Consider the following 20,809-nt stretch of genomic DNA (forward strand, 5'->3'; position numbering starts at 1 on the left):
CGCTTCTGCTGTCAGTAGCGCGGTGTAATATCGCGCTCGACAGGTGGCGCGTCCGGGTCCTGACCTGCCGGAAACTTGCCTTTCAGGTGCCAGGCGAACGCGATGATTTCGGCAATCGTGCGGTACAGCGGCTCGGGAATGCTGTCGCCCAGCTCCATGCGTGCCAGCAGCTTGACCAGTTCGGCATTCTCGTAGATGGGCACTTCGTATTCGCGAGCAATGGCCAGAATCGCCTCGGCCAACTGGTCGTCGCCCTTGGCGCTGAGCGTCGGAGCATGCTGGCCGTCATAGCTGAGGGCGATAGCCTGGCGCGGAGTGTGGTCGGGTAGGCTCATCAGGCGTTCTCGTCGATCCAGCGTTGTTCGAGCGCGGTACGCGGACCGCTTGGCGGTGTGCCGTGACTGCAGGCCAGTTCACCCACTGCCAGGCCGCAGGCTATCAGCCGTTCGCGCAGATACCCCAGCTCATGTTCGATCAATGCCGCGCTGTCGGGGCGCTCGGCCCACAGCTGGCTGGACAGCGTGCCGCGCAGTAACTGTGCATGCACCTGCAAGGGGCCCAACGGCTCGAGGTCGAACGCCAGATCGACTTTCCAGAGCTTTTCCCGGGTGTCCTTGATCTCGCCATCATCACGGTCTTCGGCGGCCTCCTGATCCGGCGTGTCTTCGCGCTGCACCTTGACCTGCAAGGGCACGATGTCGTGGGCGTTGCGCATTGGCACTTCCAGTTGCCAGGTGGTCACCTGGGTGCCGTCGGCGTTGGTACGTGTCTGCTCCAGACCGCCCAGTTGATGGCTTTGCAGGCGTGATACGGCAGCCGCAGCGAGCTTGAGGAGGATTTCCAGATCGTCCTCCTTCTCGCCTCCGCTGACCGTGCGCGATGGCAGCGGAAAAATGCTTGGCTGAGTGCGTGCCGCGACCAGGCCCAGGGTGCCCAGCGCATTGCGGATTGCATTGGGCATTGTGCGCGCCAGGGTATTGGACGCCGCCGCTGCGCCATAGGACGTGTTATCCGGCAGGCCGGGAAGGATCTGGGCGATCAGGCGCATCAGATTGGCTTTCATGTCCGGCATGTGCGCCGGGTTCAATCCGGCCAGCAGCTTGGCTTCCAGAAATACACCGCTGGCGTTGAGCGCCTGGGCGACGCCTTTGGGCGTGGTCATCTGCTCAACGTCGGGCAGGTCGGCGAGTAACTGGTTGATACTGGCCTGCAGCGGCGCGCTGATGGCCGGGCTGGTACTGGTCGGGCTGCCGGACTGCAGGTTTTGCAGTGCGTTGATCAGAGTGTCCAGCGAGCCTTGGCGATTTTGCTGTGCGGACAGTTGCTGCGCCACGGCCAGTTGGTCGAAACGACCGGGCAGGGCAACGAAGTTGAGTGCCTGATTGCCTTGTACCTGAGCGCTCAAGAGGCTGCCGACCGTCAGCGGCTGCGGGCTCTCGATGGTCAGGCTGGAACCCGCCAGCGCTGTGTTGAGCAGCATCACGATGGACCGGTAGGTGGGCGTCGCAGCGGCCGGGCTCTGGCCGGCCAGTTGATTGACTCCCTGAGCGATCACCTGGCTGGTCATGACTTTGCCCTGCAGCAGCGTGCCGACCGGTAATTGTCGGGTATCGATGCTGGTCATCGAGTTTTTCAGCGCGCCGTTGAGCTGCTGCAGCGTCAAGGTCAGCTCGTTGGCCGACGCCTGCGCCACTTGCAGCAGGCTGCCGGGCGTGAACGGGACGCTGCTGGTGACCGGTAAATTGGTCAGGCTGCCGTTGGCGAGCACCAGTCGCAACAGCAGCTGGAAGTTCTGGTTGACCTGCTTGAGGGTCAGCACTTCGGCGTTGACGGTTTCGCCTTCGGGGATCAGATTTTCCGCCGATTGCAGCATGGTCAGCACTTGCGCCGGGGAGATGCCGTTGCGCAGCAGTGTCATGGTGGCGTTTGTTGCCGGAACGCTGGTGATGTCGCCTGTCATTGAACTATCGACCCGAGGAAATTGCCCCTTTGATAACAGGACTCGCATGTATAATACCGGCCAAAACCGGACCAGCCGCCATTAACTTCTCTTCATGTAACGGCCGTATCAACCCCGACTTGAACCGCGTTTTACTCCGTATGTGTCTGTTTTGGCACATTTCGCGACGCAAAGCACTGGAAACGCTCGATGATCCCAGCCACCCCATTTTTGCAAGCGACGGCTCTGGCGTGTGAGCGGGACGGGCGGATGCTGTTCGAAAACCTCGATCTTCAGTTGCACACAGGCGACATGCTGCAGATCAGCGGTCCCAACGGCTGCGGCAAGACCAGCCTGCTGCGCCTGCTGTGCGGGTTGATGCAGCCAACGGTCGGGCAGGTAGTGCTCGACACGCAGCCAGTGGGTCGTGAGCCCGCGGCACCGGGCAGCAAGCTGTTGTGGATCGGTCATGCGCCAGCGCTCAAGGATGTGCTGACGCCGCTGGAAAACCTGTCCTGGCTCAGTGCACTTCACAAGCCAGCCGATGCCGACGCCATAGCCACCGCCCTCGATGCGGTCGGTCTGGCAGGTTTCGAGGACGTGCCCTGTCACACCTTGTCGGCTGGGCAGCAGCGTCGCGTCGCGCTGGCGCGTCTGTATCTGCCGGGTCCGCCACTCTGGCTGCTCGACGAGCCGTTTACCGCGCTCGACCGCCAAGGCATCGAGCAACTGGAAAACCACCTTGCCGGGCACTGTGAACAGGGCGGCATGATTGTCATGACCACCCACCACAGCCTGAGCCGGGTGCCTGCGGGCTATCGGGACCTCGACCTGGGGCAGTGGTCAGCATGAGCAATGTGTTTGTCCTGCTGATGCTCCGTGAGGTGCGGCTGCTGGCGAGGCGTCCCGCAGAGCTGGCTAACCCACTGGTGTTCTTCGCGATCGTGGTCGCCCTGTTTCCGCTAGCGCTGGGACCGCAGACGCAATTGTTGCAAACCTTGTCGCCGGGGCTGGTCTGGGTGGCGGCGCTGCTGGCCGTGCTGCTGTCGCTGGACGGGCTGTTGCGCAGTGATTTCGAGGACGGCTCGCTGGAGCAGTGGGTCCTTTCGCCGCACCCGCTGGCCCTTCTGGTGCTGATCAAAGTGCTGGCACACTGGGTTTTTTCCGGGCTGGCACTGGTACTGTTGTCACCCTTGCTGGCCTTGATGCTCGGCCTGCCGGTGCAGTGCCTGCCGGTGTTGATGGTTTCACTGCTGCTGGGCACACCGGTGCTCAGCCTGCTGGGGGCATTGGGGACGGCATTGACCGTGGGGTTGAAGCGTGGCGGCCTGCTGCTGGCATTGTTGATACTGCCGCTGTATATCCCGGTGCTGATTCTGGGCAGCGGTGCGTTGCAGGCCGCGTTGCAGGGCATGCCGACGACCGGCTATCTGTTGTGGCTGGGCAGCCTGGCGGCGCTGGCGATCACCCTGACACCCTTTGCGATAGCCGCTGGCCTGAAGATCAGCATCGGCGAATAATTGTGGTTCCGGGATCGAGACTTCGATGCCGTTCAATACCCTGGATGTACCCTGATGAAAAGCAACGCCATGAAAAGCAGCATCGGTTGGGCCTGGCTGCACACGCTCGGCTCACCGAAAGGGTTTTATCGCGTCAGCGCACGCCTGCTGCCCTGGTTGAGTGTTGCCGCCGTGCTGTTGCTGGTCATCGGCATGGTCTGGGGCCTGGCGTTCGCGCCGCCGGATTACCAGCAGGGCAACAGCTTCCGGATCGTTTATATCCACGTACCTGCCGCGATGCTCGCCCAGTCCTGTTACGTCATGCTGGCCGTGTGCGGGCTGGTCGGGCTGGTCTGGAGAATCAAGCTGGCCGATGTCGCACTGCATTGCGCTGCACCTGTTGGCGCGTGGATGACCGCGCTGGCGCTGGCGACCGGCGCGATCTGGGGCAAGCCCACCTGGGGAGCATGGTGGGTCTGGGACGCGCGACTGACCTCGATGCTGATTCTGCTGTTTCTGTATTTCGGCCTGATCGCGCTGGGCAATGCCATCAGTAACCGCGACAGCGCCGCCAAGGCCTGCGCGGTGCTGGCCATCGTCGGTGTGGTGAACATTCCGATCATCAAGTATTCGGTCGAGTGGTGGAACACCCTGCACCAGGGTTCGACGTTCAGCCTCACCGAGAAGCCCGCCATGCCGGCTGAAATGTGGCTACCGCTGCTGTTCACCACGCTGGGTTTCTACTGCTTGTTCGGCGTGCTGTTGATGATGCGCATGCGTCTTGAAGTATTGCGCCGCGAAGCGCGCACGCAATGGGTCAAGGCCGAGATACTGCGCAGCCTGGGTCACACAACCGCGCAGTCGGAGAACACGCTTTGAGTTTTGCATCGTTCAGCGACTTTCTTGCCATGGGCCGCCACGGCGTGTTTGTCTGGTCGGCCTACGGTCTGTGCCTTGTGGTACTGCTGGTCAACGTGGCGCTGCCGCTATGGGCTCGGCAGCGGTTTATGAAACAGCAGGCGCGTCGCCTGAAGCGGGAGAATCGCCCGTGAACCCGTTGCGCAAAAAACGCTTGTTGATCATTGTCGCGCTGCTGGCCGGTGTCGGTCTGGCCGTGACCCTGGCCCTCAGCGCCTTGCAGGAAAACATCAACCTGTTCTACACCCCCAGCCAGATCGCCAATGGTGAGGCACCGCTGGATACGCGCATTCGGGCTGGCGGCATGGTCGAAAAGGGCTCATTGCAGCGCTCGGCCGATTCGCTGGACGTGCGTTTTGTGGTCACCGATTTCAACAAGTCGGTGACCATCACCTACCGAGGCATTCTTCCTGATCTGTTTCGTGAAGGGCAGGGCATCGTGGCGCTGGGCAAACTCAATGCACAGGGTGTAGTGGTGGCTGATGAAGTACTGGCCAAGCATGACGAGAAATACATGCCCCCCGAGGTCACCAAGGCGCTGCGTGATAGCGGTCAGGCGGTATCGGCTGCGTCTTCCACACCCGTCAAACAGGGTTGACCGATGATTCCCGAACTCGGCCAGCTGGCCATGATTCTGGCATTCTGCTTTGCGCTGGTGCAGGCCATCATTCCGCTGATCGGCGCATGGCGCGGTGATCGCTTGTGGATGAGCCTTGCCCGTCCCGCAGCCTGGGGCCAGTTCAGCTTTCTGATCTTCGCCTTCGGTTGTCTGACCTACGCGTTCATGGTCGACGACTTCTCAGTCGCCTACGTTGCACAGAACTCCAACACCGCGCTGCCCTGGTACTACAAATTCAGCGCCGTGTGGGGTGCGCATGAAGGTTCGCTGCTGCTCTGGGCGTTGATTCTTGGTGGCTGGACCTTCGCCGTGTCGGTGTTTTCCCGGCAACTGCCGCAGGTGATGCTGGCGAGGGTCCTCGCCGTGATGGGCATGATCAGCCTGGGTTTTCTGTCGTTTCTGATCCTCACCTCCAACCCGTTCGCGCGTCTGTTGCCGCAGATGCCTGCCAACGGACGTGATCTGAACCCGCTGTTGCAGGACATTGGCCTTATCGTGCATCCGCCGATGCTGTACATGGGCTATGTCGGCTTCTCCGTAGCCTTTGCGTTCGCCATCGCTGCCTTGCTCGGCGGCCGACTCGACGCTGCCTGGGCGCGCTGGTCCAGGCCGTGGACGCTGGTGGCCTGGGCCTTTCTCGGCATCGGCATCAGCCTTGGCTCGTGGTGGGCGTATTACGAACTGGGCTGGGGCGGCTGGTGGTTCTGGGACCCTGTGGAAAACGCCTCGTTCATGCCCTGGCTGGTGGGCACTGCGCTGATTCACTCGCTGGCGGTCACGGAAAAACGTGGCGTGTTCAAGAGCTGGACGGTATTGCTGGCCATTGCTGCGTTTTCTCTGAGCCTGCTGGGCACTTTCCTGGTCCGTTCCGGAGTGCTGACCTCCGTTCACGCCTTTGCCTCGGACCCGGCGCGCGGCGTGTTCATCCTGATGTTTTTGCTGTTCGTGGTCGGCGGTTCGCTGACCCTGTTTGCGATTCGCGCACCGGTGGTCAAAAGCCACGTCGGGTTCGGTCTGTGGTCGCGGGAAACCCTGCTGCTGGGCAATAACCTGTTGCTGGTGGTTGCCGCGTCCATGATTCTGCTGGGCACCCTTTATCCGCTGGTGATCGATGCCATGAGCGGCGCCAAGATGTCGGTCGGCCCGCCTTACTTCAACACGCTGTTCGTGCCGTTGATGGGCCTGTTGCTGGCGGTCATGGCGGTCGGTGTACTGGTGCGCTGGAAGGACACACCACTGAAATGGCTGCTCGGCATGCTGGCCCCGGTACTGCTCGGCAGCGTCGTTCTGGCAGTGCTGGCCGGTCTGCTGCTGGACGATTTCCAGTGGGCGGTGCTGGCCGCTCTGATGCTTGCCGCTTGGGTGCTGCTGGCCGGTGTTCGCGACCTGTTCGACAAGACCCGCCACAGGGGGCTGCTCAGTGGTGCACGCAGTCTGACCCGCAGCTACTGGGGCATGCAGCTGGCGCACCTTGGCATTGTCGTGTGCGCGCTGGGCGTGGTGCTGTCGAGCCAGAACAGCGCCGAGCGCGATTTGCGCATGGCCCCCGGCGAATCCACCGAACTGGGTGGGTATACCTTTGTCTTCGAGGGCGCCCGGCATTATGAAGGGCCGAACTTCACCTCGGATCGGAGCACCGTTCGCGTGTTACGCAACGGCGTTCAACTGACCGAACTGCACCCGGAGAAACGCCTCTACACCGTGCAGCAATCGATGATGACCGAGGCGGGCATTGATGCCGGTTTCAGTCGCGACCTGTATGTCGCCCTGGGGGAGCCGCTGGGCGATGGTGCGTGGGCTGTTCGGGTTCATGTCAAACCGTTTGTGCGCTGGATCTGGCTTGGCGGCCTGCTGACCGGTCTGGGCGGGGTGCTGGCGGCGCTCGATCGGCGTTATCGCACCCGGGTCAAGAACAAGGTGCGCGAGGCGTTGGGTCTGTCGGGAGCTGCACAATGAAACGCTGGTTCATGGTACTGCCACTGGTGCTGTTTCTGGGCGTGGCGGCGTTGTTGTATCGCGGTTTGTATCTGGACCCCTCTGAGCTGCCTTCGGCGCTGATCGGCAAACCTTTTCCGGCGTTCTCGCTACCGTCGGTGCAGGACGAGCGGATGTTGAGCCGTGCCGATCTGCTCGGCAAACCTGCGCTGGTCAACGTCTGGGGCACCTGGTGCGTGGCCTGCCGGGTGGAGCATCCTGTACTGACCCGGCTGGCGCAGCAGGGCGTGCTGATCTACGGCGTGAATTACAAGGACGTCAACGCGGACGCGCTGAAATGGCTCAAGGAATTCCATGATCCGTATCGGTTGAATATTCGTGACCAGGAGGGCTCTCTGGGGCTCGACCTGGGGGTGTACGGCGCGCCGGAAACCTTCCTGATCGATGCTCAAGGCGTCATCCGTTACAAACACGTCGGGGTCATCGACGATGCGGTGTGGCGCGAAAAGCTTGCCGCGCGTTATCAGCAACTGGTTGATGAGGCGCGGCCATGAAGCGCTGTCTGTTGATCGTCCTGCTCGGCATGCTGTGTTCCGGTATTGCTCACGCGGCCATCGACGCTTATGCCTTTCGCGACGACGCCGAGCGCGCGCGCTACAGCGAACTGACCAGAGAACTGCGCTGCCCGAAATGCCAGAACCAGGACATCGCCGACTCCAATGCGCCGATTGCCGCCGATTTGCGCAAGGAAATCTACCGCATGCTGGGCGAGGGGCAGAGCAATCAGCAGATCATCGATTTCATGGTCGATCGCTATGGCGATTTCGTTCGCTACAAACCGAGCCTGACTGCGCGTACCTGGCTGCTGTGGTTCGGGCCGGCCTGCCTGCTGGTCGGCGGGCTTGTGGTGATCGGGCTTATCGTTGGCTGCCGCCGCAAGGCACAATCCGCACAGGCCGACGGACTCTCCGAAGATGAGCGGCAGCGTCTTGCCACCTTGCTGGATGAGCACCGCCCATGATCGATTTCTGGATGGCAACCGGGCTGTTGCTGCTGGTCGCGCTGAGCTTTTTGCTGATTCCGCTGCTGCGCGGCCATCGCGCGCAACGGGAAGAAGACCGCACGGCTCTGAACGTGGCGTTGTATCAGGAGCGACTGAGCGAGTTACAGGTTCAGCACGAGCAGGGCGTGTTGTCGGCGACGCAATTGCAGGCTGCACGTGCCGAAGCAGCGCGCGAGCTGCTCGCCGACACCGAAGGCGCAGAGCCTGCCCGGACATCGCGTCTGGGCAAGCCCTTGCTGGTGCTGGCTGCGGTGCTGGTCCCGGTGTTGGGACTGGCGGGCTATCTTCAACTGGGTGCCAGTGACCGGGTTGAATTGAGTCGCGAATTCGCTCGACCACCGACCTCGCTGGCAGACATGACCCAGCGCCTTGAGCGCAGCGTGCAGGCTCAGCCGGATTCCGCCGAAAACCTCTATTTTCTGGCGCGCAGCTATATGGCGCAGAACCGCCCCGGTGATGCCGCGCAGATGTTCGAGCGTTCGGTGGCGCTGGCCGGAAGGCAGCCCGAGTTGCTCGGGCAATGGGCTCAGGCGCTGTATTTCGCCCGCGGCAAGCACTTCACGCCACAGGTGCAGGCGCTGACCGACGAAGCGCTGCAGGCTGACCCCAGGGAAGTCACCAGCCTTGGCCTGCTCGGGATTGCCGCGTTCGAAACACAGCGCTATCAGGCGGCCGTGGATTATTGGACCCGGTTACTTGCCGCACTGCCCGCAGATGACGCATCGCGTTCGGCACTGGAAGGCGGCATTGCCCGCGCCAGAGATAACCTTGCCAAACGCGCTGCAGACGCGGCGCCGGCAGTGAAGGCGAAGTCGATAAAAATTCATGTCGAGCTGGCTCCCGGGCTTCAAGGCAAAGTAAGGCCGAGCGACAGCGTGTTTATCTTCGCCCGCGCCATCAATGGCCCGGCGGCACCTCTGGCGGTCAAACGCATTACCGTGGCGGACTTGCCTGCCGACGTGGAACTGAGCGATGCCGATGCGATGATGCCGCAACTGAACCTGTCGAACTTCGCGCAAGTCCAACTGGTTGCGCGAGTGTCTCGCGCGGGGCAGCCAACCACCGGTGAGTGGGTCGGCCGCAGTCAGCCTCTGGCCAGTGATACTGCGGCGCAGCAGGCATTGACCATCGACAGTCCGGATAACTAGAGAAATCGCTTATGTACCGTACCGCACGCATCACCTTGTTGGGTCTGGTCGTTGGCCTGAGTGCCTGTGCTGTCCAGCATCCGGCACCGCCTCACAGCCAGGATCCGATTCTTAACCTGCCGGGTGGCCAACAGCCCGGCGCGCCGCGTCCGAGTACCGCACCTTCGGAGCCTGCCAAGGCACCTGCCGCAGCGCCGAAGACCTCGGCCAGCTTCGCGCCGCCACCGGGTGGCGGCAGCCATTGGGACCCGCGCTTGGGCGTGTACGTGATGGACGATCAGCCCAACACTTTCTATCGCCAGCGCACCTATTACCAGTGGAATGACGGCTGGAGCTGGGCAACCAGCCCCAACGGTCCGTGGCAGGCGACCGATGTCAGTGGTGTACCGGCAGGGCTGGGCAAACAGTTCAGTAAATGATTCAGGCTTCAACAAAAACGGCGACCTCGAAGGTCGCCGTTTTGCATTGCCTGAGCGGCTTATTTACCCGGATAGATCTGGTCGAACACCCCACCATCGATGAAATGGGTCTTCTGCACCATGCGCCAGTCACCGAAGGTTTTCTCCACCGAGAGGAAGTCCACTTTCGGGAAGCGATCGGTGTACTTGGCCAGCACCGCCGGATCACGTGGGCGCAGGTAGTTTTTGGCAGCGATTTCCTGGCCTTCCGGGGACCATAGGTAGTTGAGGTATTCCTCAGCCAGGAGGCGGGAGCCTTTCTTGTCCACGACCTTGTCGACCACACTCACCGGTGGCTCGGCTTCTGCCGACACGGAGGGATAAACCACTTCGAACTGATCGCGACCGAATTCGCGGGCGATCATTTCTGCTTCATTCTCGAAGGTGACCAGCACGTCGCCGATCTGGTTGGTCATGAACGTCGTGGTCGCGCCACGGCCGCCGGTATCAAGCACCGGCACATGGCTGAACAGATCACCGACGAATTTCTTCGCCGCCGCTTCATCGCCACCTTTTTTCAGGGTGTAACCCCATGCCGAGAGGTAGGTGTAGCGGCCGTTGCCCGAGGTTTTCGGGTTGGGCACGATGACTTCCACGCCATCCTTGATCAGGTCCGGCCAGTCTTTGAGGGCCTTCGGATTGCCCTTGCGCACAATGAACACCGTGGCCGACGTGAAGGGCGCGCTGTGGTTCGGCAGGCGGCTGACCCAGTCTTTCGGCACCAGCTCGCCGTTGTCGGCCAAGGCGTTGATGTCGGTGGCCATGTTCATGGTGATCACGTCAGCCGGCAGCCCGTCGATGACCGAACGCGCCTGCTTGCTCGACCCGCCGAAGGACATCTGCACGGTCACATCTTCATTCTTCTCGGCTTTCCAGTGTTTCTGGAAGGCGCTGTTGTAGTCCTTGTAGAAATCACGCATCACGTCATAAGAGACGTTGAGCAGCGTTGGAGCTGCCTGGGCAGCGCTGGCAAAAGCCAGGCCGGCGGCCAGTAGCGAGGCGGCGAAGAGTTTATTCACTGCAGGGTCCTTGAGATGAAGAGTCGTGTGACAAGCCTGATGGCGTAATGCCGCGACACTATCAGCATCGCGCCTGCGGTTTAAAGACCGAAAAGATCTTTGCTTATGCCTTGTGCTCGGTTTTTTTGAACAATTGATTGCCACATCTTGAGCAGAACGCCGCGCCATGCTCGTGAAGGTTTTTCGAGCACACGGGGCAGTCGTGTTTCAGTTGCTCGCCGCGCATGGCATTGGCCAGCTCGGCGGTGAATATCCCGGTAGGCACGGCGATGATTGAGTAGCCGGTAATCATCACCAGCGAAGAGAGCATCTGGCCGAGCGGGGTCTTGGGCACGATATCGCCAAAGCCCACCGTCGTCAGGGTCACGATAGCCCAGTAAATGCCCTTGGGAATACTGGTGAAGCCATGCTCTGGGCCTTCGATCACGTACATCAGCGTGCCGAACACCGTGACCAGTGTAGACACGGTGACCAGAAACACGATGATCTTCTGCTTGCTGCCACGCAGCGCCGCCAGCAAATAGTTGGCCTGGCGCAGGTAGGTGCCGAGCTTGAGCACCCTGAAGATCCGCAGCATACGAATGATCCGCACGATCAGCAGGTATTGAGCATCGCTGTAATAGATCGACAGCACGCCGGGCACGATGGCCAGCAGGTCCACCAGCCCGTAGAAACTGAATGCGTACTTCAGCGGCCGTGGCGAGCAATAGAGGCGCAGGATGTATTCGATGGCGAACATCAGCGTAAAGCCCCATTCGATCCATGCGAAAAGCATCGCGTAATCACGATGAATACTCTCGATGCTGTCGATGATAGTGACCAGCAGACTGAGCAGAATCGCGACCAGCACCGCCTTGTCAAACATCCGCCCGGCAGGCGTATTGGCCTCGAAAATAACAATATGCAACCGCTCGCGGCGGCTGAGAGAGCTGTCCATGGTGCTTCCCGAATCAAAGATCGGGTGAGCCTAGGAGCATGGATCGGCAAGTGCAAGCACACAAGCGAGCTTGCTCGCGAAGAGGTCGTTACAGCCGCGTAAAGGTGACCTGAGCCGACCCCCAATCCACCTGATATCGCAGAACCGCCGTGTGACGCAGTGCATCACGAACTACATTCCCACGCTGGAGCGTGTGAACGATAATCCGGGTAGTGACTGACACGGGGAGTAAACATGCAGTATGCAGGCGAAGGCTTTTCTCTCAGGATATTGGCATTTGATGATGCCGAGCTGATCAGCCGTTATGAAAACACCCATCGCCAGCATCTGCAGCCCTGGGAACCGCTAAGGGACGATGACTATTTCATCCTCGAAAACACCCGATCAAGGGTCCAGCAGCAATGGGAAAGCATGCAGACCGGCAGCGCGGTCTTTTTCCTCATAACAGCTCCGGGCGGCGAATTGCTGGGACGCTGCAGCTACACCAACATCGTGAGAGGCGCTTTCCAGGCCTGCAACCTCGGCTTCTCACTGGCAGAAACCGCTCAGGGGCAGGGCTTGATGAAAAGATCGCTGGAAGTCACCAATCGCTACTGTTTCGAACAGATGGGGCTGCATCGAATTATGGCCAGCCACATGCCAGTCAATGTACGCAGCGAGCGACTTCTGCAATCACTCGGCTTCGAAAAGGAAGGGCAAGCGCGCGCCTACCTGAAAATTGCCGGTGTCTGGGAAGACCATGTCCTCAGAGCACTGATCAATCCGAACCACGCCTGATGGCGTGGCGAACGCGCATCCTACTGCTGCGCCACGTCATCCTTCTCCCAGCCGCCGCCGAGAGCCAGAAACAGATTGATCTGCCCCATCGCCACCTGAGTGTTGGCCTCTGCCATCTGCGCGCGTACGTCGGTGTAAGTGCGCGTGGCTTGCAGGTCGGCGAGGAACGAGGCGCGCCCGGCCTGATAGAAGCGGTGCGTCTGGTCAGCCGCTTCTTTGGCAGATTGCTCGGCTTCTCTGAGGGCGTCGCGGCGGTCGAGCAGGGCGGTGTATTGCGCCAGGCCAGTCTGGGTTTCACGGATGGCGTTGAGTACCACACCATCAAAGCGCGCAAGGGCCGCCTGCGCCGAGGCTTCGGATTGATGGATGCGGGCGCGCGAGCCATTTGACGGGATGGTCCAGTTCAGCAACGGGCCGAAGCCCCAGCGATTGGCCGCCGGTTTGCCGAGGTTCTCGATCAGGCCGGTGGTGCCAATGCTCGCACCGATGCTGATGTCCGGATACAACTCGCCGGTGGCAACGCCGATATCGGCAGTCGACATCGCCAGATGGCGTTCAGCCTGACGCACATCCGGGCGGCGTTTGAGCAGTGCTGCGCCGTCGCCCACAGGAATGACCTGCGCAATCTGCGGCAACTGGTTGCAGGCGCTTACCCCGGCGGGCAGTTGCTCGACAGGTTTGGCCAGCAACATCGACAGGCGAAACATCGCGGCCTGACGGCGCGCTTCGTAACGGGGCATTTCGGCGCGCAATGACTTGAACTGCGTCTGCGAACGAGTGACCTGGGTTTCATCGCCACGCCCGGCATCGCGCAGGCGCTGGTTGAGGGTCACGCTCTGTTGTTGCAGGTCCAGCGATTCGCGGGCGATATCGAGCTCTTCGTTGGCGGCACAAATCTGCGTGTAGGCGCGCACCACATCGGCGACCACTGTGATACGTGCCGTATCCACCGCCGCCTGATTGGCATCGACATTGGCCTGCGCCGCCTCGATGCCACGCTGCAAGGTGCCGAACAGATCGAACTGGTACGAAGTGGTCAGACCCACGTCGCCGACATTGGCCACCGGCACCTTGTCGGTCAGCAGAAACGCCTCGCCGGACTCCTGCACGCGCTGAGCGCCGATCTTCGCGCCGTTGGTAAAGCCGCCAGCCGCCTCGGCTTCCGAGGTCTGATAGCGAGCACGCTGCAGGTTGGCGGCGGCGATGCGCAGGTCGGTATTGGAAGCGATGGCCTGGCGCACCAGCTCATCCAGCCGCGCATCCTGATACAGACGCCACCAGTGCGCCGGCACCGGGGCGGAAACCGTGTTGACCGAGCGGCCAGCCAGTTCACCCTGCAGGTCCGGACGGTTGATCGCGCCCTCCTTGGGCAACCGGTAATCCGGGCCGACCATCTGGCAGGCCGACAGCACGGCGGTAAAGCCGAACGCGGCCACGCGTAAAGCACGTTTCATCGGCTGCGCTCCTGCGTGTCGTCGATGATCGATACCGTCGCGGTACGTCCGGCAATCATGCGGAAGTCGGCGGGCACGTCATCGAAGGCGATCCGCACTGGAATCCGCTGCGCCAGACGCACCCAGCTGAAAGCCGGGTTGACGTTGGGCAGCAGGTTCGAGCCACTGCTGCGGTCGCGGTCTTCGATACCGGCAACGATGCTCACCACATGGCCGGTCAGCCGCGCGTTGTCGCCGATGACGCGGATGTCGACGCCCTGGCCGACATGGATGCCATCGAGCTTGGTTTCCTCGAAATAGCCGTCGATGTGGAACGACGTCGAATCAACCACCGAAAGCACTGGACGCCCGGCAGTGACGAACTCATGTTCGCGGGGCGCGCGGTCGTTGAGGTAGCCGTCCACCGGGCTGCGTATCACCGAGCGATCCAGGTTCAACTGCGCGGCGTCCACTGCAACCTTTGATTCGCCCAGTGCGGAAAGGGCTCGGGCTTCGCGTGACTGGCTTTCTTCCAGTTGTTCGCGGGCGACCAGATTGCCCAGGCCACGGTTACGTTTGTTCTCACGGCGTGCCTGCTCCCAGGTTTCCTGACGTTCGGCGACCGTCGCCTGCGCCTGGCGCAGTGCCAGACGGAAGCGGTCCTGATCGATGGTGAACAGGACCTGGCCCTTGTGCACGGGCTGGTTGTCAGTGACTTCGACCTTCTGGATCAGCCCGGAGACGTCCGGTGCGATTTGCACGATGTCGGCGCGGATATGCCCGTCTCGCGTCCACGGTGCATACATGTAATACATCACCATGCGCCATACGACCACGGCGGCCAGGGTGACAACCAGCAGGGTCAGGACCACGCGGCCCAGTGTCAGTATCGGTTTTTTCATGTCATCAGGTATCGACTTAGAGTATCCACGGCGCCGAGCAACAAAGCGTATAGACCTACGTTGAACAAAGCCCGGTGCCAGACCAGACGGTAGAAGTGGGCACGCGACAGCACCGCATGCACGACAAGAAACAGCAGATAGGCGATGCCCATCATCGCCAGAAACGTGGGGATGAAGATCCCGCTGATATCCAGATCACCGATCACAGGGGCGCTCCATCGATGTTATGCGGCAGTTGCTCGGTCAGTTCCCCGCCCACGGTGACGATTTCGACCCCCGGCAGCAGCGCCAGGCGCAGGCCGCTGAGAGCATGCAGCAGGTGCAGTCGGGCCGGGTTGTCGCCCATCTCCTGATCGGTCAGTGAACGGCGTGCGCGGTCCATGGCCATCAGCAGGCCCCTGGGCGCGGGCAGTCGTTCACCGGCCTTGCGGCACTGTTTGAAATAGCCGCTGACTTCGTCGATCACCTGACGCAGCAATACCTGAGCCGCAGGCGTGGCGCGGCGGGTGTAGGCCAGCAGGTCGAGCATGTTCAGCGCGACGCGCAGCTCACGCAGGGCAATCCCGGTGTCCTGAGCGGTGAGCGTCAGGCGCGGCAATTGTTGCATCAGGCGGTCGAGCATTTGCACGCCCATGCGCCGGTGTTCGGCCAGAGAAGCGTTTTCACTGAGGCTGGCGATGTCACGCCAGCTGAAACGGGTCAGACGCTTGACGGCCAGTTCGACGCCGAACGGGCGGAACACCAGGGTCCAGATGAAGGCGAACAACAGCCCGGCAGGACCCGCCAGGTTGGAGTTGAGGAAGTTCATGAAGTCCGCGTCATAAGCGCTCTGGATGCTGATGAACGACGAGGTGTTGACGATGGTCAGCAGCGTGCCGAGAAAGAAGCGCGGTTGCACGGTCAGGGTACCGACGCAAATGAACGGCACGGAAAAGGCCAGCACCAGCATCGGGAAGTCATGCAGGTTGGGCAGCACCACGAACAGGTACAGGCTGGCGAACACTACCGAGAGCAGGGTCCAGAAGAAGAACCGGTAGATTTGCGGAGCAGGGTCGTCCATGGCAGCGAAGAAGCTGCACGACACCGCTGCCAGTGCCACGGCACTTGCGCCGTCTTTCCAGCCGAGCAGAATCCATAACACCGACGCAGCAATGATCGCCAGTACTGTCGAAGTCACCGAATAGAGCATCAGGCCGCGGTCGAGAAACGGGGTCAGCCGGCCCAGGCGCCAGTGGCGATAGACCGCGCGCCACTGTGACTGATCGTCGGTCTTGATCGCGTATTGCAGGGTTCGGCAATCCAGCCACAGGTCGATCCACTCACCCAGCCTGAACAGCGTATTGGATAGCAGGAGTTGATCGCGATCGTCCAGTTGCGCGGAGTCCGGTTGCAGGCTCTGCAAGTCGCGGTGCAACTGTTGCCATCCTTCCAACTGCGGCGCGTCGGCAGTGCTTTCGAGCCAGTCACAAGCCTTTTGCAACAAGGGCTTGATGCTGGCCAGCAGCTCGGGCGTGCGCCGCTCCAGCGCCCACAGCGCGTCATCCAGCGCATCGATGACCGGCAAGAGGTGGATCATCCGGCCGCGCAGTTCATTGGCGTTGCGCACGGTTTGCTTACGGGCGCCTTCGTGGCTCAACTGGCCGATCATCATTTCCAGCGAGTTGAAGCTGCCGACCATCGAATTGCGCAGCGTGCCGATTTCTTCGGGCTGACAGGTACGGCTGATAAAGCGCTGACTGTAGGTCGCGGCATCACTGAACCATTTCTCCGTGGTGGCCTGAAACACAGGTGCCAGGCGCCTGGGCCAGAACATCGCACCTACGACGGCGGCGCAGATGATGCCGAGAAAAATCTCTTCGGTACGCGACACCGCGATGTCGAACACAGCCTGCGGGTTGTCGACCACCGGCAGCGAAATCAGCGGCATGGTGTAGCCGGCCAACATCAGGGCGTAGCTGTTGGCGGTGCGCAAGTGCAGGGACAGAAACAACAGGGTGCCGGTCCACAGCCCGACCACTATGGCCAGCAACAAGGGCGTTTGTACGAACATCGGCACCAGCAGCACCGACGCCGCAGCACCGGCCAACGTCCCGGCCGCTCTGTACAGCGCCTTGGAGCTGGTCGGGCCGACGAAGGGGCTGGAGACGATGTACACCGTGGCCATCGCCCAGTAGGGGCGGGGCATTTCCATCAACAATGCGATGTACAGCGCCAGCATCGACGCGCCGAAGGTGCGCACACCGTAGAACCAGTCACGTGCCGGCGGAACGCTGGAGAAAAATCCGTTCAAGCCTGGCCCCCGTGTTCGCGCTGCGCCGCATCAGCAAAGGCCTGTAACACACGCAAGGTGGCCTCCAGATCGGCAGGCTGCAGACCTTGCAGCACTTCGGCGCGCAAGCGGGTCAGCTCGGCTTCGATGGAGCAGGCCAGTGCGCGACCTTTGCGAGTCAGGCTCAAGGCCTTGGCGCGGCGGTCATTCGGGTCTTCAGTGCGGCAAACGATATCGGCCTTGCACAACTGGTCGAGCAGACGCACCAGCGTCGGGCTCTCCATGCCAGCCGCCTGGGCGACTTTCACCTGATGTGCGCCATCGCCCAGACGCGCAATGGCCAGCAACGGACCTGCGCAGGCTTCGGAAATGCCATAGGTCACCAGCGTGTTCTGGCAGATGCGTCGCCATTGGCGAGACGCGGCCACCAGGCCACTGCTGATTGTCCGATGCAGGGATTCGACAGACATGGAAACACCAGGAATTTAGTTAGGAGCGATATTGTTAGCAGGGAGATAAATAGCTTGCTAACTAATATCCCGTAACAACTGCTTACAGTCAACCCGAAGCCGCCCGGCGGAGGCGCTTTTTTAACCCGGCGAAAGCGTATTTCGAGGAGGCGTAGCGTTGATGAAGGGGCGAATTTGTCAGTTTCAAGTGCCATAAGTTCATTTTTCATGAAGATAATTGCTACCGTCTGTCGGTAATTTGCGGCTTTTTGCGCTGTATCGGCCTCGATACATTCAAAAAAATGACGCGCTTCGCAAAACACTTCTTCACGTTAATCAACGCTTACAGCTTGGTGGTGGCACATAGCCTCATCGCAACAATTGACATCGTAATGATGGCGTCGGCTATCTTTAGACGTTTTGTTGACGCCAAAGCATTGTCGATGCTGTTTAAAAAATAAACGATTCAGCCGATAGTCTGGATGACCAAACGGGCCAGCACACCCGTTCCAGAGCCATTCAGTTGGTGCGCGATGCGCACCTTGCGAGCTACGCCATGATCGACCTTGCTACCTGGAATCTCTCCGTCCCTGTCGGAAGCCCTGCGACCATCATCGAAACCCCCAAATTGGTAAAGGGCTATCGGGATGGCTATTTCCAGTCCGGGGATACGCTGTTCTTCTGGGCACCGGTGACGGGTTCAACCACCGAAAACGCCAAGTACCCGCGTTCCGAATTGCGCGAGACGACGTCGGACGGAAGAGTCTTCAACTGGGCCTACTCTAGTGCCGACAACTTTCTGCGCGCGACCCTGGAAGTCGATCAGGTGCCTTCCAGCGGCAAGATCGTGATCGGTCAGATTCACTGCTACCAGAGCACCGAACCGCTGCTGAAGGTGGAGTATCAGTACAAGGAGAAGCTGCAGACCGGCAATATCGTCGCCAAGTTTCGTCGTACGCCGGACTCGGAAATCGAGGTCATCAACATCGCCCAGGGTGTGCCGCTCAATAAGCAGTTCAACTACACCATCAACCTGTCGCCGTCTGGCGATCTGACGGTGAATGCCTTCGACGCAGTCTGGTACGCCAAGCTGGATTCAGCCTGGGCCAGCAAACTGTTCTATTTCAAGGCAGGGGTCTACACCCAGGACAACACCGGCTACACCACGGAAGGCGGCTCGGCCACGTTCTACAAGCTGGCCATTGCCCACGAGAAAAAGAATTGATCCTCTCGCGCCGCAGGCTTCAGGCCGCCGGGAATATCAGACTGAAGCAGATTCTGCCGACGGCGGGTTGAGCGACTTCGACCCGACCGCCGTGCAGTTGCATGATTGCCGTGACGATCGCCAGCCCCAGGCCGTTGGAATCCGAACGCTAGTGGCGTGAGGCATCACCGCGATAGAAACGATCAAACAAGCGTGCGAGGGTGGCTTCCGGCAGCACCGGTCCACGGTTCTCCACATCGATCTTCCAGTGCCTGTCCACAGCCGTCACCTGCATCAGAATCTCGCTGTCTTCATCGGCGTAGCGGATCGCATTGGCGACCAGATTGCTCAATGCACGCCGTAGCAAAATCGGATCGGCCTGCAAAGTACCTTGTCCGTGGGGGCTCAGGGTCAGGTTGCGTTCTTCGGCCAGCCCTTCGAAATAGCCGGCAACCCGTTGCAGTTCATCATGCAGATCCAGCGATTGACGCTCCAGAGCGGCCTGGGCTTCGTCCGCCCGTGCCAGAAACAGGATGCTTTCCACCAGCCGCGAGATGCGCTCCAGCTCTTCCAGATTGGAGGCCAGCAGCGCCTGATATTCATCGGCGCTGCGGTTCTGGCGCAAGGCAACCTGACAATGGCCCATCAGCGAACCGACCGGTGTGCGGATTTCGTGGGCCAGATCGGCAGAGAACTGCATCAGGCGTCGGTAGCCATCGTCCAGACGGTCAAGCATGGCGTTGAAGGCGTCGCTCAATTGTTGAAGCTCGACGGGCGTATCACGGCTGTCGAGGCGTTTGTGCAGGCTGGCCGGGGTGATTGCGGCGGTATGGGCAGCCATTCTTCGCAGTGGACGCAAGCCGCGACGCAGCAGTACATACCCCAGGGCTGCGGTGATCAGAAACGCCAGGGCCACGGCTATATAGATGCGCTGACGGAAGCTGGCGAGCATGGCCATTTCCTTGACCATCAGGTGCGCTGCCTGCAAACGTACTTCGACACCGTTGGACATCACCTGTACGGCAGCAGCGCGCAACGGCACGCCTTGCAGGCTCATGCCGCTGCGCAGGTCATCGACACGCAGCGGTTGGTCCTGCGCCACGGTCGGCAGTTCCGGCAAGGGCGCGTGCTGCGGGTTGACGGAGATAACCGGTGACTTGCCCGGCTCGCCGATGATGAAGATGTCTTCTTCGCTGTCGAGCATGTTCTCGAACAGCTGCGGGCTGCCCTTGAGGTTGTCCATGGTCAGGTCATAGCGCAGCAGCTTGCGAAAGTGGTCCAGTCGCGCGAGCACGGCATGGTCACTGCGTTGCATCACTGTTGCTTCGATTGACTGATACAGATACAGGCCGGCACCGCTGACGGTGAGCATCGCCACCAGAGCAAATGCCAGGGTCGAGCGCAGGGTCAGGGAAGGCTGGCGTCGCATGGCCGTACCTCGCACACATAACCAATGCCGCGCACGGTGTGGATGAGCTTGACCGGGTAGGGCAGGTCGACCTTGCTGCGCAGACGCTTGATGGCGACGTCGACGACATTGGTGTCGCTGTCGAAATTCATATCCCAGACTTCCGAGGCAATCTGTGCCCTGGACAGTACGTCGCCTTCGCGGCGCAATAACAGGTGCAGCAGGGCGAACTCCTTGTTGGTCAGCACGATAACCTGTTGCTGACGCGTCACCCGGCGGCGCAACAGGTCCAGTTCCAGATCGGCCAGATGAAAATGGTCCGCCTCGCGCACCACGCCCCGGCGCAGGATGGTGCGGATGCGCAGCAGCAGTTCAGTGAAGGAAAATGGCTTGACCAGATAATCGTCGGCGCCCAGTTCCAGGCCGCGAATCCGGTCCTGCAACTGGTCGCGCGCGGTGAGAAACAGCACCGGCACGTCCTGCCGGGCGCGCAGTACTTCGATGATTTGCCAGCCGTCGATGCCTGGCAGCATCACGTCCAGCACGATCAGGTCGTAGCGGTTTTCCAGCGCCAGGTGCAGGCCGTCGGCCCCGTGCTGGGTCCAGTCCACCTTGTAGCCGGACTCACCCAGACCCTTCTTCAGGTACTCGCCGGTTTTGGTGTCGTCTTCAATCAGCAGGATATGCATCGTTTTGTCCGCTACGCTTTTGCCTGCACCCATGGTGCGCCGATGCCGGAGTCTAACCAGTTGCCGACGAGGTGTCCGGCGAATGACAAAAATGTCATTGCCCGGTCATTCTGCGGTGCCGGTAACGGTGCAAGGATGGGTTT

The 20,809-nt window shown here is 61.0% G+C and carries 22 protein-coding genes and 1 pseudogene; 12 read left to right on the plus strand and 11 right to left on the minus strand.

Going from position 1 to position 20,809, the window contains the following annotated elements; genetic code table 11:
* Window positions 1-11: 11 nt before the first annotated feature.
* Window positions 12-335 (minus strand): EscU/YscU/HrcU family type III secretion system export apparatus switch protein, encoded by a 324-nt coding sequence (locus PCPL58_RS11960; RefSeq protein ID WP_003370273.1) that lies wholly within the window; start codon window positions 333-335, stop codon window positions 12-14.
* Window positions 335-1,960, minus strand: a complete 1,626-nt coding sequence (fliK, locus tag PCPL58_RS11965; RefSeq protein ID WP_065349478.1) for a flagellar hook-length control protein FliK — start codon at window positions 1,958-1,960, stop codon at window positions 335-337. The genes PCPL58_RS11960 and fliK overlap by 1 nt, the downstream gene beginning before the upstream one ends.
* Before the next feature lie 189 nt (window positions 1,961-2,149).
* Between fliK and ccmA the strand changes: the two genes are divergently transcribed.
* From ccmA to PCPL58_RS12015, 10 genes are read left to right on the plus strand one after another with little or no spacing between them, the layout of a single operon-like run.
* Complete coding sequence (gene ccmA, locus PCPL58_RS11970) at window positions 2,150-2,791, plus strand: cytochrome c biogenesis heme-transporting ATPase CcmA (RefSeq protein ID WP_065349479.1); 642 nt, start codon at window positions 2,150-2,152, stop codon at window positions 2,789-2,791.
* The gene (gene ccmB / locus PCPL58_RS11975) at window positions 2,788-3,459 is read left to right on the plus strand and encodes a heme exporter protein CcmB (protein WP_065349480.1); all 672 of its coding nucleotides are present in this window, start codon (window positions 2,788-2,790) and stop codon (window positions 3,457-3,459) included. The genes ccmA and ccmB overlap by 4 nt, the downstream gene beginning before the upstream one ends.
* A gap of 54 nt (window positions 3,460-3,513) precedes the next feature.
* On the plus strand, window positions 3,514-4,317 hold the full coding sequence (locus PCPL58_RS11980) for a heme ABC transporter permease (RefSeq protein ID WP_065349481.1): 804 nt from the start codon (window positions 3,514-3,516) through the stop codon (window positions 4,315-4,317).
* Window positions 4,314-4,490 carry a heme exporter protein CcmD gene (gene ccmD / locus PCPL58_RS11985; RefSeq protein ID WP_003370283.1) on the plus strand — a complete coding sequence of 59 codons (177 nt, stop codon included), beginning with the start codon at window positions 4,314-4,316 and terminating at the stop codon, window positions 4,488-4,490. The genes PCPL58_RS11980 and ccmD overlap by 4 nt, the downstream gene beginning before the upstream one ends.
* Window positions 4,487-4,954, plus strand: coding sequence for a cytochrome c maturation protein CcmE (gene ccmE / locus PCPL58_RS11990; protein ID WP_065349482.1), 468 nt, complete (start codon window positions 4,487-4,489; stop codon window positions 4,952-4,954). The genes ccmD and ccmE overlap by 4 nt, the downstream gene beginning before the upstream one ends.
* A gap of 3 nt (window positions 4,955-4,957) precedes the next feature.
* Window positions 4,958-6,931, plus strand: coding sequence for a heme lyase CcmF/NrfE family subunit (locus tag PCPL58_RS11995; protein ID WP_065349483.1), 1,974 nt, complete (start codon window positions 4,958-4,960; stop codon window positions 6,929-6,931).
* On the plus strand, window positions 6,928-7,464 hold the full coding sequence (locus PCPL58_RS12000) for a DsbE family thiol:disulfide interchange protein (RefSeq protein ID WP_054081582.1): 537 nt from the start codon (window positions 6,928-6,930) through the stop codon (window positions 7,462-7,464). The genes PCPL58_RS11995 and PCPL58_RS12000 overlap by 4 nt, the downstream gene beginning before the upstream one ends.
* Window positions 7,461-7,931, plus strand: a complete 471-nt coding sequence (locus PCPL58_RS12005; RefSeq protein ID WP_054081583.1) for a cytochrome c-type biogenesis protein — start codon at window positions 7,461-7,463, stop codon at window positions 7,929-7,931. Before PCPL58_RS12000 ends, PCPL58_RS12005 begins: the two co-directional genes overlap by 4 nt.
* Window positions 7,928-9,121: a c-type cytochrome biogenesis protein CcmI gene (ccmI, locus tag PCPL58_RS12010; RefSeq protein ID WP_065349484.1), complete on the plus strand. Its 1,194-nt coding sequence runs from the start codon at window positions 7,928-7,930 to the stop codon at window positions 9,119-9,121. Before PCPL58_RS12005 ends, ccmI begins: the two co-directional genes overlap by 4 nt.
* Window positions 9,122-9,132: 11 nt before the next feature.
* A complete protein-coding gene (locus tag PCPL58_RS12015) occupies window positions 9,133-9,540 on the plus strand; it encodes a hypothetical protein (protein WP_003370296.1) in 408 nt (135 codons plus the stop codon).
* A gap of 59 nt (window positions 9,541-9,599) precedes the next feature.
* On the opposite strand, the gene PCPL58_RS12020 is transcribed toward PCPL58_RS12015, so the two are convergent.
* Together PCPL58_RS12020 and PCPL58_RS12025 are read right to left on the minus strand one after the other, a co-directional pair.
* Window positions 9,600-10,598, minus strand: coding sequence for a sulfate ABC transporter substrate-binding protein (locus tag PCPL58_RS12020; protein ID WP_065349485.1), 999 nt, complete (start codon window positions 10,596-10,598; stop codon window positions 9,600-9,602).
* A 103-nt stretch (window positions 10,599-10,701) separates the two neighbouring features.
* The gene (locus PCPL58_RS12025; RefSeq protein ID WP_003370300.1) at window positions 10,702-11,535 is read right to left on the minus strand and encodes an ion transporter; all 834 of its coding nucleotides are present in this window, start codon (window positions 11,533-11,535) and stop codon (window positions 10,702-10,704) included.
* 234 nt (window positions 11,536-11,769) lie between these two features.
* On the opposite strand from PCPL58_RS12025, the gene PCPL58_RS12030 reads away from it, so the two are divergent.
* Window positions 11,770-12,312, plus strand: coding sequence for a GNAT family N-acetyltransferase (locus tag PCPL58_RS12030; RefSeq protein WP_065349486.1), 543 nt, complete (start codon window positions 11,770-11,772; stop codon window positions 12,310-12,312).
* Window positions 12,313-12,332: 20 nt separating this feature from the next.
* On the opposite strand, the gene PCPL58_RS12035 is transcribed toward PCPL58_RS12030, so the two are convergent.
* The 5 genes from PCPL58_RS12035 to PCPL58_RS12055 are packed head-to-tail and all read right to left on the minus strand — an operon-like array spanning window position 12,333 to window position 17,386.
* A complete protein-coding gene (locus tag PCPL58_RS12035) occupies window positions 12,333-13,766 on the minus strand; it encodes an efflux transporter outer membrane subunit (protein WP_065349487.1) in 1,434 nt (477 codons plus the stop codon).
* Window positions 13,763-14,647, minus strand: a complete 885-nt coding sequence (locus tag PCPL58_RS12040; RefSeq protein ID WP_003344172.1) for an efflux RND transporter periplasmic adaptor subunit — start codon at window positions 14,645-14,647, stop codon at window positions 13,763-13,765. The genes PCPL58_RS12035 and PCPL58_RS12040 overlap by 4 nt, the downstream gene beginning before the upstream one ends.
* Complete coding sequence (locus tag PCPL58_RS12045) at window positions 14,644-14,853, minus strand: DUF1656 domain-containing protein (protein WP_003315925.1); 210 nt, start codon at window positions 14,851-14,853, stop codon at window positions 14,644-14,646. Before PCPL58_RS12045 ends, PCPL58_RS12040 begins: the two co-directional genes overlap by 4 nt.
* On the minus strand, window positions 14,850-16,937 hold the full coding sequence (locus PCPL58_RS12050; protein WP_044308509.1) for an FUSC family protein: 2,088 nt from the start codon (window positions 16,935-16,937) through the stop codon (window positions 14,850-14,852). The genes PCPL58_RS12045 and PCPL58_RS12050 overlap by 4 nt, the downstream gene beginning before the upstream one ends.
* Window positions 16,934-17,386 (minus strand): MarR family winged helix-turn-helix transcriptional regulator, encoded by a 453-nt coding sequence (locus PCPL58_RS12055; RefSeq protein ID WP_003305524.1) that lies wholly within the window; start codon window positions 17,384-17,386, stop codon window positions 16,934-16,936. The genes PCPL58_RS12050 and PCPL58_RS12055 overlap by 4 nt, the downstream gene beginning before the upstream one ends.
* A gap of 535 nt (window positions 17,387-17,921) precedes the next feature.
* Between PCPL58_RS12055 and PCPL58_RS12060 the strand changes: the two genes are divergently transcribed.
* Window positions 17,922-18,590, plus strand: coding sequence for a polysaccharide lyase family 7 protein (locus PCPL58_RS12060; protein WP_011268396.1), 669 nt, complete (start codon window positions 17,922-17,924; stop codon window positions 18,588-18,590).
* A 19-nt stretch (window positions 18,591-18,609) separates the two neighbouring features.
* On the opposite strand, the pseudogene PCPL58_RS12065 reads toward PCPL58_RS12060, so the two are convergent.
* Both PCPL58_RS12065 and PCPL58_RS12070 read right to left on the minus strand, forming a co-directional pair.
* Window positions 18,610-19,998, minus strand: a pseudogene (locus tag PCPL58_RS12065) (heavy metal sensor histidine kinase).
* Complete coding sequence (locus PCPL58_RS12070; RefSeq protein WP_002554192.1) at window positions 19,977-20,666, minus strand: heavy metal response regulator transcription factor; 690 nt, start codon at window positions 20,664-20,666, stop codon at window positions 19,977-19,979. Before PCPL58_RS12070 ends, PCPL58_RS12065 begins: the two are co-directional and overlap by 22 nt.
* Between the last annotated feature and the right edge of the window lie 143 nt (window positions 20,667-20,809).

Source organism: Pseudomonas cerasi (genome assembly GCF_900074915.1).
Lineage (GTDB): Bacteria > Pseudomonadota > Gammaproteobacteria > Pseudomonadales > Pseudomonadaceae > Aquipseudomonas > Aquipseudomonas cerasi.

Bases quoted from the DNA above. Each gene is read 5' to 3' on its own strand.
- PCPL58_RS11995 (WP_065349483.1), top strand. From the start codon at position 4,958: ATGATTCCCGAACTCGGCCAGCTGGCCATGATTCTGGCATTCTGCTTT.
- PCPL58_RS12025 (WP_003370300.1), bottom strand. From the start codon at position 11,535: ATGGACAGCTCTCTCAGCCGCCGCGAGCGGTTGCATATTGTTATTTTC.
- PCPL58_RS12005 (WP_054081583.1), top strand. From the start codon at position 7,461: ATGAAGCGCTGTCTGTTGATCGTCCTGCTCGGCATGCTGTGTTCCGGT.
- PCPL58_RS12000 (WP_054081582.1), top strand. From the start codon at position 6,928: ATGAAACGCTGGTTCATGGTACTGCCACTGGTGCTGTTTCTGGGCGTG.
- ccmB (WP_065349480.1), top strand. From the start codon at position 2,788: ATGAGCAATGTGTTTGTCCTGCTGATGCTCCGTGAGGTGCGGCTGCTG.
- PCPL58_RS11980 (WP_065349481.1), top strand. From the start codon at position 3,514: ATGAAAAGCAACGCCATGAAAAGCAGCATCGGTTGGGCCTGGCTGCAC.
- PCPL58_RS12055 (WP_003305524.1), bottom strand. From the start codon at position 17,386: ATGTCTGTCGAATCCCTGCATCGGACAATCAGCAGTGGCCTGGTGGCC.
- PCPL58_RS12060 (WP_011268396.1), top strand. From the start codon at position 17,922: ATGATCGACCTTGCTACCTGGAATCTCTCCGTCCCTGTCGGAAGCCCT.
- PCPL58_RS12070 (WP_002554192.1), bottom strand. From the start codon at position 20,666: ATGCATATCCTGCTGATTGAAGACGACACCAAAACCGGCGAGTACCTG.
- ccmA (WP_065349479.1), top strand. From the start codon at position 2,150: ATGATCCCAGCCACCCCATTTTTGCAAGCGACGGCTCTGGCGTGTGAG.
- PCPL58_RS12040 (WP_003344172.1), bottom strand. From the start codon at position 14,647: ATGAAAAAACCGATACTGACACTGGGCCGCGTGGTCCTGACCCTGCTG.
- fliK (WP_065349478.1), bottom strand. From the start codon at position 1,960: ATGACAGGCGACATCACCAGCGTTCCGGCAACAAACGCCACCATGACA.
- PCPL58_RS12035 (WP_065349487.1), bottom strand. From the start codon at position 13,766: ATGAAACGTGCTTTACGCGTGGCCGCGTTCGGCTTTACCGCCGTGCTG.
- PCPL58_RS11960 (WP_003370273.1), bottom strand. From the start codon at position 335: ATGAGCCTACCCGACCACACTCCGCGCCAGGCTATCGCCCTCAGCTAT.
- ccmI (WP_065349484.1), top strand. From the start codon at position 7,928: ATGATCGATTTCTGGATGGCAACCGGGCTGTTGCTGCTGGTCGCGCTG.
- PCPL58_RS12030 (WP_065349486.1), top strand. From the start codon at position 11,770: ATGCAGTATGCAGGCGAAGGCTTTTCTCTCAGGATATTGGCATTTGAT.
- PCPL58_RS12015 (WP_003370296.1), top strand. From the start codon at position 9,133: ATGTACCGTACCGCACGCATCACCTTGTTGGGTCTGGTCGTTGGCCTG.